This window comes from Corynebacterium sp. HMSC078H07 (genome assembly GCF_001812805.1).
In the GTDB taxonomy this organism is placed as follows: Bacteria; Actinomycetota; Actinomycetes; order Mycobacteriales; family Mycobacteriaceae; genus Corynebacterium.
In genome coordinates, this window is the sequence record NZ_KV810496.1 from 1 (window position 1) to 11,311 (window position 11,311).

General features: G+C 62.6%; 9 protein-coding genes and 1 pseudogene. 5 read left to right on the forward strand and 5 right to left on the reverse strand.

The annotated features are described in order from the left end of the window. Window positions 1-39: 39 nt before the first annotated feature. From HMPREF2875_RS09265 to HMPREF2875_RS09280, 4 genes are all read right to left on the reverse strand, one after another. Complete coding sequence (locus HMPREF2875_RS09265) at window positions 40-318, reverse strand: glutaredoxin domain-containing protein (protein WP_070672429.1); 279 nt, start codon at window positions 316-318, stop codon at window positions 40-42. Continuing rightward, window positions 318-863 (reverse strand): dihydrofolate reductase, encoded by a 546-nt coding sequence (locus tag HMPREF2875_RS09270; RefSeq protein ID WP_070672432.1) that lies wholly within the window; start codon window positions 861-863, stop codon window positions 318-320. The genes HMPREF2875_RS09265 and HMPREF2875_RS09270 overlap by 1 nt, the downstream gene beginning before the upstream one ends. Further along, on the reverse strand, window positions 863-1,687 hold the full coding sequence (locus HMPREF2875_RS09275) for a thymidylate synthase (RefSeq protein WP_070672435.1): 825 nt from the start codon (window positions 1,685-1,687) through the stop codon (window positions 863-865). Before HMPREF2875_RS09275 ends, HMPREF2875_RS09270 begins: the two co-directional genes overlap by 1 nt. Before the next feature lie 67 nt (window positions 1,688-1,754). Next, complete coding sequence (locus HMPREF2875_RS09280; protein WP_070672437.1) at window positions 1,755-2,630, reverse strand: NAD-dependent epimerase/dehydratase family protein; 876 nt, start codon at window positions 2,628-2,630, stop codon at window positions 1,755-1,757. A 104-nt stretch (window positions 2,631-2,734) separates the two neighbouring features. Here HMPREF2875_RS09280 and HMPREF2875_RS09285 point away from each other — a divergent pair, with 104 nt between their 5' ends. Continuing rightward, entirely contained in the window at window positions 2,735-3,403 is a 669-nt protein-coding gene (locus tag HMPREF2875_RS09285; RefSeq protein ID WP_070672440.1) for a TetR/AcrR family transcriptional regulator, read from the forward strand. 41 nt (window positions 3,404-3,444) lie between these two features. Here HMPREF2875_RS09285 and HMPREF2875_RS09290 read toward each other — a convergent pair whose 3' ends face one another. Then, on the reverse strand, window positions 3,445-4,203 hold the full coding sequence (locus HMPREF2875_RS09290; protein WP_210388185.1) for a 3'(2'),5'-bisphosphate nucleotidase CysQ: 759 nt from the start codon (window positions 4,201-4,203) through the stop codon (window positions 3,445-3,447). A 34-nt stretch (window positions 4,204-4,237) separates the two neighbouring features. Between HMPREF2875_RS09290 and HMPREF2875_RS09295 the strand changes: the two genes are divergently transcribed. The 4 genes and pseudogenes from HMPREF2875_RS09295 to HMPREF2875_RS09310 form a co-directional block, all read left to right on the forward strand. After that, a complete protein-coding gene (locus tag HMPREF2875_RS09295) occupies window positions 4,238-9,181 on the forward strand; it encodes an Lhr family ATP-dependent helicase (protein WP_070672443.1) in 4,944 nt (1,647 codons plus the stop codon). Between the two features lie 138 nt (window positions 9,182-9,319). Beyond that, window positions 9,320-10,141, forward strand: a complete 822-nt coding sequence (locus tag HMPREF2875_RS09300) for a DNA-formamidopyrimidine glycosylase family protein (protein ID WP_070672445.1) — start codon at window positions 9,320-9,322, stop codon at window positions 10,139-10,141. 10 nt (window positions 10,142-10,151) lie between these two features. After that, a complete protein-coding gene (locus tag HMPREF2875_RS09305) occupies window positions 10,152-10,565 on the forward strand; it encodes a YccF domain-containing protein (protein ID WP_070672447.1) in 414 nt (137 codons plus the stop codon). A gap of 52 nt (window positions 10,566-10,617) precedes the next feature. Next, window positions 10,618-11,311 (forward strand): annotated as a pseudogene (locus tag HMPREF2875_RS09310) (HNH endonuclease); the annotation flags it as partial.

Below are 11,311 nucleotides of genomic sequence, written 5' to 3' on the forward strand. Positions count from 1 at the left end.
CTCCTTCAAGCGGAACTGCTAACAACGTAATGGGGGGGCTTATTCGCCGGCCAGCTCCGCGTACTTGGCGCGGACCTCGCTAGCAGCGGGATTGGTGGCGTGGGTGCCGTCGGAGTAGAGGACGGTGGGCACGATGCGGTTGCCGTCGTTGACGGACTCAATCCACGCGTTGATGTCTTCGGTGCCTTCGGCTTCGGCGTCGACAAGCGCGTGCGGGGTCTCCGTGCGGTTGAGTGCGGAAATGAGGCGCTGGCAGAACGGGCACCAGTCGGCGTAGAAGATGGTGACGTGTTCGGTGGTTTCCGGGGCAATAGCCATTAAGCAGCAGCCTTTCTGTCGTAGGTGAGGAAACGGTATTTCATCGGCAGCTCGCTGGGCGGCTGGCCTGGGCTGGTGAGGTGACCGGATGCGGAGGTAATCCAGTCGCTATCAGCGGACAGGCTGAATGCGTCCGGGACGGCGGGGGCCAGGACGGCATCCGCGCCGTAGGCATCGCCGACCTGTACGCCCATGAGGGTCAGCTCTATGGTGTCCACGCGGTCGAGGGCGGAGCGGTAGAGCTGGCCGCCGCCGATGATCCAGGCGTCGCCAGGCGTGGCGTCGAGTGCGGTATCGAGGTTGTCCACCACGGTGGCACCCGCAGACCATTCGCCGGGTTCATGGCTGGACAGTACGATGTTGTCCCGGCCCGGCAACGGGCGGAACTTGGGGTTGAGGGACTCCCACGTCTTGCGGCCCATGATGACGGGCGCGCCCATGGTGACCTCTTTGAAGTGCTTGAGATCCTCCGGCACGTGCCAGGGCATCACGGCACCGTCACCGATGACCCCGTCGAGGGACTGGGCCCAGATTGCGCCCAGCATTAGACGGACACCTGCGCCTTGATGGTGGGGTGGGGGTCGTAGCCGATGACCTCGAAATCCTCGAAGTCGTAGTCAAAGAGGCTCGCGGCCTTATGGAGCTTGAGCTGCGGGTATTCGCGCGGCTCACGGGAGAGCTGCTCCTTGACCTGCTCTATGTGGTCGTTGTAGATGTGGCAATCGCCTCCAGTCCAGATGAGATCGCCTACGTCCAAGCCTGCTTGCTGGGCAAACATGTGGGTCAGCGCGGCGTAGGAGGCCAAGTTGAAGGGGACACCGAGGAACATGTCCGCCGAGCGCTGGTAAACCTGCATGGAGAGCTTGCCGTTAGCTACATAGAGCTGGAAAAGCAGGTGGCAGGGCATGAGCGCCATCTTGTCCAACTCAGAGACGTTCCACGCGGAGACCAGGTTGCGGCGCGAATCCGGGTTGTTTTTCAGGGTATCGAGCGCGACCTGAATCTGGTCGACGTGCTGGCCATCCGGCGTGGGCCACGAGCGCCACTGCACGCCGTAGACAGGGCCCAGCTCGCCGTCCTCGTCGGCCCACTCGTTCCAGATGCGGACCTTGTTGTCCTGCAGCCACTTCACGTTGGACTCGCCGCGCAGGAACCACAGCAGCTCACCAATCACGCCGTGGAAATAAACCTTCTTGGTGGTGAGCAGCGGAAAAGACTCCGCCAGGTCGTAGCGCAGCTGGGCGCCGAACAGGGAGCGGGTGCCGGTGCCGGTGCGGTCGCCTTTGGGTGTGCCTTCTTCGAGGACGCGGCGGAGAAGATCCTCATATGGTGTTGTGAGGGCTGAAGAAGCGATGGGAGTGTCACTCATGATGTCCAAGTGTAGAACGTTGGAGAAATCTTAGGTAGAGCGGTAGGGGTACTGGTGATGAGATTTGTTATTTCGATAGCTGGGCTTGATAAATAGCCTCTAGAGCTTCGTCGGTTGGGGTCGCCTGCCATGAGGACGTGGCGCCGGTAAGAATTGAGGGACGGTCCCACAGGTATCTCATTTCTTTCAGCCCTCGGAGGTCCGTGCTGGCAACGCCAGCTACTTTTAGCATCCATGAGTGAATAGTGATGGGGGAGTGTTGGCATCCGGCACGTCGAGCAAACTCAGCTTGAGTCAGAGCGGGAGCGCAAGGTGTGGAAATTATTGGGGGTGTTGAATCACCTAAAAGTGCGTCTGCCAACGCTCGTGCAAAGTCTGGAAGATACGTGACCGAGTGTTTAGCGTGTGCGTTAAAAAGAGCAAGGGGACGCTTCTTCCCAATGATGAGCTGATGGTAAACGCATCCGGGGCCGGCATCTGGTCCGTACAGATCGGCCGCGATTACTGAGGTAGTGCGCGAGGGGGAGGCTAAGCGGTTCTCGATTAGGGTCGCTCGAACACCGGGTTTTCCATTGCGAGATCGGGTGAGGGGAGTATCAGGCGAAATCACCTCGTAAGTCTGGTCGAACCCATACATCGATTCGGGAAAGACGACGGGGATGCCCCGTTGGGTGGCTACCTTCAGCACGGTTTCTTCAGCTGGAATGAGTAGGTCGCGCCACTTTTGTGCGTCATATGGGGCGTGGATGCAGTGGGCAATGCCGTCGATCTGGTCGGGGTAGGCGTCACTGTGTGTTGCGTCGCCCTTCTTGAAATCAACGTTTTCACTGGTGGCGAATTGGGGCTGTCGCCGCGTCATGATTGTGCATGTGTGCCCTCTTTTTGCGAGTTCACGTGATAGTGCACGGCCAACGGGGCCCGCGCCGGTGATGAGAAAGTGCATTGAGTGTCCTCCACTCTTATTAGTGACTGGTGCTCTCTTAGGTTATAGTTGCACTCGGCTACCGTCAAGAGCAGTGCTCTCTTTTGTGTTGATATAGTTTTCATATGTCGATGACACCAAGAGCGCGTGCTCGCGAAGAGACGATGTCGCGCATTGTTGAGCTCGGACGAAAGCAGCTTGATGCAGGTGGCCCAGAAGCCTTGAATCTGCGTGCAATTGCTCGTGATTTGGGGATAGTTTCTTCGGGTATCTACCGCTATGTGCCCGACAGGGCCCACCTATTAACGATGCTGATTATCGATGCGTTTGAAGCGCTCGATGGCGCCGTTGCCCAAGGAGTGGGTGCGGCCACTGGGACGCGAGCTAAATTCGTGAGCCTTGTTGCCGCTATGAGAATGTGGGCTTTGAAATTTCCTCAAAGGTGGGCCCTTATTTACGGCACGCCCATCATTGGATACGAAGCGCCCGCCTCAGAAACAACGGGTGCGGGTACAAAAGTTAGTCGGCGACTAGCCGTTTTGTTAACTGAGACCTCGGTTAAAGAGTTAGAACCGCGTTCCTCTCAGCTCTCGCAAGACCTTGCGGCGGCATCTGATGAACTTGATGTGGAACTTCCCGCTGACGTCATGGAAAAGGCGCTTGAGGCGTGGATACAGATAATTGGCGTGATTAATGCCGAGGTTTTCGGTTACCTCGGCAAAGACACACTAAATGACTACCACGAGTTTCATGCTCGAATGGTTTCTCGTCTTGCAGACGAGTTGGGACTTTGACTTAGCGGCGCTGCGTAGGAGGGGAACGCCGCACAAGAAACCTAGTACCCGCCGTTGGCCTCCGCGTAGGCGGCGGCGTGTTCGAGGATGTCGTCGGCCAGCTCGGGGCGGCAGACCAGCAGGTCGGGGATAAAGGTGTCCTCGTTGTTGAATGTGATGGGAGAACCGTCAAGGCGGGAGCAGTGCAGGCCCGCAGCCAAAGCAACGCCGACCGGAGCAGCCTGATCCCACTCGTACTGACCGCCAGCATGAATGTAACCGTCATAGTCACCGAGGAGTACGTGCATGGCCTTGGCACCCGCGGAGCCGACGCCCACGGTCTCGTAGTCCATCTTCTCTGCAACATAGTTTGCGACCTTCGGCGGGCGGTTGCGGGAGACCACAAACTTCTTCGACAGCGGGCCGGTCACCGCGCGCACATCGGAGGACTTAAAGGTGACACCCATATCCGGCATGCCTACTGCTGCGTGGGTGGGGACGCCGTTTTCTACCAGCGCGATGTGGACGGCCCAGTCCTGGCGGCCGGTAGCGAACTCCTTGGTGCCGTCGAGTGGGTCAACGATCCACACGCGGTCCTTTTTCAGCCGGCTCAAGTCATCGGAGGCCTCTTCGGACAGAACCCCGTCTTGTGGGCGGTGCTGCTCGAGGACGCGGGCGATCCATTCCTGAGCGGCTTCATCGCCGGCATCACCCAGCGCCAAGCCACGCAGCAGGCCACCGTTGCGCACGCCTTTGAGGATCTCACCGCAGCCATCGGCGAGGGAATTAGTTAGACGGGAATCAGAAATCTCAACGGTCATGCTGCCCAGATTACCGCGCGCGCTACAGTAGGGCATGCCCAAAAACGTTCTGGCGAAGTTCCGCCCGCAGGTAGCCGGTTGGTTCGCGGACGTTTTCGCTACCCCCACCCCCGTTCAGGAGGAAGCCTGGCAGGCCATTTCCGCAGGTGACAATGCACTCGTGGTGGCGCCGACGGGTTCCGGTAAGACGCTCGCGGCGTTTCTGTGGGCGCTGAATTCTTTGGTGGAGCGCGAGGGCCAGACCGCGCTGCCACTGAGCAATGAACCAGCCCGTGAAGGTGCCCACGATGGCGTGCGGGTTCTCTACATTTCCCCGCTCAAAGCACTGGGCGTGGACGTGGAGAATAACCTGCGCGCCCCGCTCAACGGTATTGCGCGGACCGCCGAGCGCCTTGGCCTAGATGTACCGGATATCACTGTGGGAGTACGCTCCGGCGATACCCCGCAAGCCGAACGCGCCCGCCAGGTGCGCAAGCCACCGGACATCCTTATCACCACGCCGGAATCGGCCTATCTTATGCTCACCTCCAAGGCTGCGGGAATCTTGAAGACCGTGGACACCGTCATCATCGATGAGATCCACGCGCTCGCCGGCACCAAACGCGGCGTGCACTTGGCCCTGACTTTGGAGCGCCTCGGGCTTATCGCGGGTGAGTTCCAACGCATTGGGCTCTCCGCCACGGTGCGACCGCTGAGCGCTGTATCGAATTTCTTGGGCGGTGACCGCCCCGTCGACATCATCGCACCACCAGCAAAGAAGCGCTGGCAGCTCGACGTCCACGTGCCGGTGGAAGACATGTCGGATCTGCCTACCCCGGAGCAGGGCTCGCCCATCGGGGAGGCTACTGTCGACGACCCCCTTGGCATCACCGCAGGCCCTCAAGACACGTTGCGCCTACACTCGCAACGCGGGGAAGAGAGCGGGCCAGGAGACTCCGCTCTGCCCACAGCGAAATCCATCTGGCCCTTCATCGAAGAAGAGCTTTACGCTGAAATCATGGAGCACCGCTCCACCCTCGTCTTCGTCAACTCGCGCCGGACTGCCGAGCGGCTCACCAGCCGACTCAACGAGCTCTATGCTCAGGAGCACGATCCGGAGTCCTTGAGCCCGGCTACCCGGCGCGACCCAGCCCAGCTGATGAAACAGGTCGACGTCGCCGGTAAGGCTCCTGCCGTCATCGCCCGCGCTCACCACGGTTCAGTGTCCAAGGACGAGCGCGCGCTGACGGAGACCATGCTCAAGGAAGGCACGCTCAAAGCCGTGGTGGCCACGAGCTCTCTGGAGCTGGGAATCGACATGGGTGCGGTGGAACTAGTAGTGCAGGTGGAATCGCCGCCCTCGGTGGCCTCCGGCTTGCAGCGCGTGGGCCGCGCCGGGCACTCTGTGGGCGCGGTCTCCCACGGTTCTTTCTATCCCAAGCACCGCGCGGACCTCGTGCAATCAGCACTCACCGTTGCCCGCATGGAGGAGGGCCTCATTGAGGAGATGCATTCCCCGCGCAACCCGTTGGATGTCTTGGCACAGCAGACGGTGGCGGCGGTGGTGGCGTCGGCAAGCGCGGGCACGAGCGAGGGACTCGACGCCGACACGTGGTATGACACCGTGCGCCGCGCCTGGCCCTATAAGGACCTAGCGCGCGAGGTCTTTGACTCCGTGCTGGACCTGGTTAGTGGCGTGTATCCCTCGACGGACTTTGCGGAGCTCAAACCCCGGGTGGTCTATGACCGCGTGACAGGCATCCTCACTCCGCGCCCTGGCGCGCAGCGCGTGGCGGTGACCAACGGCGGCACCATTCCGGACCGCGGCATGTTCGGCGTCTTCCTGGTGGGAACTGGTGAAGCCGGTTCCGCGCCGCGCCGCGTGGGCGAGCTCGATGAGGAGATGGTGTATGAGTCCCGCGTGGGCGATATTTTCACCCTCGGCGCAACGAGTTGGCGGGTCGAGGAGATTACGCGTGACCAGGTGCTGGTCACACCCGCGCCGGGGCACACGGGCCGGCTGCCGTTCTGGAACGGCGACCAGGCCGGGCGGCCTTATGAGTTGGGCAAGGCGCTGGGGGCGTTTCGTCGTGAAGCATATGCGGATCCGTCCGTGGTGCGCGATGCTGACGAGCTCGCCCGCCGCAACATCGCCGCCTACTTGCAGGAACAGAACGAGGCCACCGGGCTCATTCCGGATGAGAAGACGCTGCTGTTGGAGCGCTTCACGGATGAGCTGGGGGATTGGCGCGTGCTCCTGCACACCCCGTTTGGCAGGCCGGTGAATGCGGCGTGGGCGCTGGCGGTGGGACAGCGCGTGGCGGAGCGTACCGGGATGGATGCGCAGGCCGTGGCGGGTGATGACGGCATCGTGCTGCGCCTGCCGCAGGGCGAGGCGGACCCGGATGCCGCGCTCTTTCTTTTCGACGCCGATGAGATCGCCGACATCGTCACCGAACAGGTGGGCAACTCGGCGCTCTTTGCCTCGCGTTTCCGGGAATGCGCGGCGCGAGCGCTGCTTCTGCCGCGGCGTAACCCGGGCAAGCGCGCGCCTTTGTGGCAGCAGCGCCAGCGTGCGGAGCAGCTTCTCGACGTCGCCCGCAACTACCCCTCTTTCCCCATCATCCTGGAGACCGTGCGCGAGTGCGTGCAGGATGTCTACGACCTGCCAGCTCTCACGGAGGTTATGCGGGAGCTGGCGCACCGTCGCATTCGCATTGCGGAGGTCACCACGGAGCAGCCCTCGCCGTTCGCATCTTCGCTGCTTTTTAACTACACCGGCGCGTTCATGTATGAGGGGGATTCACCCCTGGCGGAAAAGCGCGCGGCGGCCTTGGCCCTGGACCCGGCGTTGCTGGCGAAGCTTTTGGGAACGGTGGAGCTGCGCGAGCTTCTCGACGCCGACGTTATCGCCGAAGTCCACGCCCAACTGCAACGCACCACTCCGGAACGACAGGCGCGCACCACCGAGGAGGTCGCGGACCTGCTGCGTGTGCTCGGCCCCATCTCGGTTGAGGAATTCGGTACGCACGCCACGGTTCCATTGAGCGCACTCGATGCGCTCGGTGCGCGGATTATGCGGGTACGCATCAACGGCCGCGTACACGTGGCGCAATCATTGGATGCGCCGCTGCTTCGCGACGGTTTGGGCATCCCCGTTCCGCCCGGCATCCCCGCCCAGCAGGCCACGATTACCGACGCCGTGGATCAGCTTGTCAGCCGCTGGGCGCGCACGCGCGGTCCGTTTGTGGCGCGCGATGTGCAAGAAGCTTTTGGTCTCTCGGCCGCGGTGGCGCATTCGACGCTGAACGGTCTGGATTCCATCTTGGCGGGGCACTACCGGCAGGGCGTGGAAGAGCAGGAATACTGCGCGGCAGAAGTGCTCAAGGTCATCCGCTCGCGCTCGCTGGCTGCTGCCCGGGCGGCCACGCAGCCGGTCTCGCCCGCAGCTTTCGGGCGTTTCCTGCCGGAGTGGCAGCAGGTGGCTGCCGTAGGCCGGCGCCCAGTGCTGCGAGGGGTGGACGGCGTCTTTGCCGTCATCGAGCAGCTGGCCGGTGTGCGCCTGCCGGCCTCGGCCTGGGAGAGCCTCATCTTGCCTGCGCGCGTAGGTGATTATTCGCCGACGATGCTCGATGAGCTCACCGCCAGCGGCGAGGTCCTCATCCTCGGCGCCGGCAAAGCCGGCTCCAACGACCCGTGGATCATGCTGTTGCCAGCGGACTATGCCGCGCAGCTCGCCCCGCAGGTCTCCGCGGAGGAGGCTGGCGTGTCCCTGCTGCAGACCCAGTTGCTGGAGGCTTTGCAGGGCGGTGGCAGCTACCTCATCTCCGATATTCAGTCGCAGCTGAGCGGCACCGCCGAGGAAGTTCGCGAGGCCCTCTGGGGACTGGTGGAAGCAGGCTTGGTCAGCCCCGATTCCTTCGCACCCATCCGCGCCCACTTGGCCGCAGGCGGCCGAGCCGGACGCGCCGCACACCGAGCCAAGCACCGGCCTTCGCGCTCACGCCTGCGCATGGGGCGCACGTCCTTTGCGCAAGCACACACTGCGTCTGGTTCGCCGACCGCGCCCGACGTGGTGGGACGCTGGTCGCTATCCGTTCCAGCCGCCACGGACGCAACCTCGCGTTCCATTGCGCACGGCGAGGCCTGGCTGGACCGTTATGGCGTGCTTACCCGCGGTTCTGTGGTGGCCGAGGATGTCCTGGGCGGTTTCGCCTTGGCCTACAAGGTGCTCTCCGGCTTCGAGGAGTCCGGCAAGGCGATGCGCGGCTACGTCATTGAGGGCTTGGGCGCGGCGCAATTCTCCACGCCAGCGGTCATCGACCGCCTGCGCGGGCTGGCAGATTCGCCCGACGTCACCGGCTGGCCGTCCGGTGCCCGCGAGCCGCAGACCTATGTGTTGGCCGCGACCGACCCGGCCAACCCGTATGGTGCTGCGCTATCCTGGCCGCCCTCCGACGGCCCCGACTCTGCAGCCCGTCCACCCCGTGCCGCCGGTGCACTCGTCGTACTCATGGATGGCCTGCCCGTAGCCCACCTGACCCGCGGCGGGAAGACGCTGACCACGTTCTTTAACGCACTTCCTGAGGGAATCGAGCGCGCCGAGGTGTTGTCTGCGATTCTCCACGGCTTCAATGAACTCGTGGCTTCTGGGCGTTTGAGCAAGCTCGTCATTGAAAAAGCCAACGGCCGCTCCATCTTCGAAACTGAGCTCGCCGGCGAACTGCGCGCCCTGGGCGCCGCGCTGACCCCGAAGGGAGTGCGCATGAGCGGCTCCGCACACACTTCTTCTTCCAGCCGTGCAGGACAGCACGGCGAACCTGGAGAGGACGCGCGCTCCGCCGAGCCGCACCGTCCCCTGCTCCGAGGCGGGCGCCGTGCTGTGGACGCCATAGAGGAGCTGACTTTCGACGACCCCGTGGACTCCTCTGAGCCTAACGACCCACCATCTGCGCCCAGCAGTCCCGGCGGCTTCCGCCCGCGCCGGCGCCGGCGCTGATTGCTCTACATCAGCGTTTCGCCTGCGTCGGCGAATTATTCGCCGCCGAGATTTAGAACACTCTCCGCCTCCTTGGCATTCGGTGTGGGAAAGGACGCACCGGTAGAGTAGGCACCCGTTCGGTGAGGAGGTTCTACTGTGCCAGAGGGTGATTCCGTTCTGCAGCTGTCCAACCGTCTGCAGTTCATGGAAGACCGGCGCGTGACCTATTCATCCCTGCGCGTGCCCCGCTATGCCACCGTGCGCTTTGACGGGCTAGTGTGCGAGGAAGTCTGGCCTTATGGCAAACACCTCTTCATGGATTTTGGTGGCGAGCTCATCCTGCATACCCACCTTAAGATGGAGGGCACGTGGGCCATCCACTACGCCGGGGACCGCTGGCGCAAGCCGGGCCACAGCGCGCGCGTGGTGCTGCAGTTAGAGAACTCCCCGCGCGACATCGAGTTGGTGGGGCACTGGCTAGGGCTGGTCGAGGCTTTCCCCGCCCGCGAGTTTGAGCAGCGCATGGCGCACTTGGGCCCCGATATCCTCGCGCCGGAGTGGTTAGAAGGAGGCTTTGAGGAGGCAGTGCGTCGCATCGAGTCCCGCCCTGAGCGCAGCATCGGTGCGGCCCTCCTGGACCAGCGCAACGTGGCGGGCTTGGGCAACGAGTACCGCGCCGAAATCTGCTTCTTGGCTGGCGTTCATCCAGCGACGCCGGTAGCGCTTGTCGACGTCCCCCATATCCTCACCCTCTCCCGCCGCCTCATCTGGGCCAACCGCGATTCCCCGGTGCGCGTGACCACCGGTGTGAAGCGGGCGGGGGAGACCACGTATGTCTTTGGCCGTAACCGTCGGCGCTGCCGGCGCTGCGGCACTCTCATTGAGAAGGCCATGCTGGGCGGAGTGGATGCCGGCGGCGACGAAGGCGAGCTGGAGCGCGTCATCTGGTGGTGCCCACACTGCCAGCCGCGTCGCTAGGCTGGGATGTATGAAGATCATTTTTAACATCATCTGGTTGGCAACTGGTGGCCTTGTCCTCGCCCTAGGCTACTTCCTTCTGGGCATCCTGGCCTGCATCCCCATCGTGACCATCCCTGCGGGCGTGGCCTCGATGCGCATGGCGAACTTCGCGCTGTGGCCTTTCGGGCGCTCCGTCATTCAGCCGGTCAAGGGTACTGGTGGCATGTCGCGGTTCTCCAACGTTGTCTGGTTCCTGGTCGCTGGCCTGTGGTTGGCTATCGGCCACGTCACCACTGCAGCGGCGCAGGCCGTGACCATCGTGGGCCTTCCGGTTGCGTGGGCCAACCTGAAGATGATCCCGGTGACGTGCTTCCCGTTCGGCCGCAAGATCGTCGATTCTGACGAGATCCCCTTCGGCTGGGAGTCGATGATCAAGCTCTAACGATTCTCTCTCCGGTTGCGGGGTTGGTGAGGGTGCTTTAGTGTTCTGGGTCATGGGGGATTTAGAGACCTATTTCTCCTACCGCAACTCGGGGATCACACTGGTGGAGCAGGCGGTAGGAGGCGAGAAACGTTTACGCACACTCGGCGCTTCGCTAGCCGATGCCACCGAACTAGCACGCCTGAACCACATTTACTTCGGCGCCACGAAATTCACGGGTAAACAACGTCAAGCCCGCCACCGGGCCGCAGAGCAAGGCCACGACTTAGCCACGCTCAGCCTGATTGAGTCCTACACCAAGAAGCTGAAAAATCAGCTGCATGCCTGGAACCTGAGGGTCAAGCTTGCCGGCACCCCAGCACCAAACATCCCAGCCGTGGCAGCCAAGCGCTTAAAAGAACTCAAGCCTAAACGTGTGCCGAAACCTGGGGTGCGCATGACCTACCGCTCGGAAGGCCCGCACTCGCTAACCATTACCGATGACCCCATGACCGTCACCGAAATGCGTGGCGTTCTAGAATCTCTCAACCAGAACAACCTGCTGGAAGCAACCAAACAGGTCTTCTTCAACAAGTCCCACGGCGGAACCAAACCCGCCGTATTCACCAGCGTGGTTGTCACCTTGGATAAGCTCGACAAGATTGTCTCCGGCGACGGGGATGACATCATCCTCGAGCTCACCAACGGTGGCCGGATGACGGGCACGCAGTTTTTGAACTACAAGTTTGCTGAGATCGGCTACGTCA

Bases quoted from the DNA above. Each gene is read 5' to 3' on its own strand.
- HMPREF2875_RS09275 (WP_070672435.1), bottom strand. From the start codon at position 1,687: ATGAGTGACACTCCCATCGCTTCTTCAGCCCTCACAACACCATATGAG.
- HMPREF2875_RS09290 (WP_210388185.1), bottom strand. From the start codon at position 4,203: ATGACCGTTGAGATTTCTGATTCCCGTCTAACTAATTCCCTCGCCGAT.
- HMPREF2875_RS09270 (WP_070672432.1), bottom strand. From the start codon at position 863: ATGCTGGGCGCAATCTGGGCCCAGTCCCTCGACGGGGTCATCGGTGAC.
- HMPREF2875_RS09265 (WP_070672429.1), bottom strand. From the start codon at position 318: ATGGCTATTGCCCCGGAAACCACCGAACACGTCACCATCTTCTACGCC.
- HMPREF2875_RS09305 (WP_070672447.1), top strand. From the start codon at position 10,152: ATGAAGATCATTTTTAACATCATCTGGTTGGCAACTGGTGGCCTTGTC.
- HMPREF2875_RS09285 (WP_070672440.1), top strand. From the start codon at position 2,735: ATGTCGATGACACCAAGAGCGCGTGCTCGCGAAGAGACGATGTCGCGC.
- HMPREF2875_RS09280 (WP_070672437.1), bottom strand. From the start codon at position 2,630: ATGCACTTTCTCATCACCGGCGCGGGCCCCGTTGGCCGTGCACTATCA.
- HMPREF2875_RS09295 (WP_070672443.1), top strand. From the start codon at position 4,238: ATGCCCAAAAACGTTCTGGCGAAGTTCCGCCCGCAGGTAGCCGGTTGG.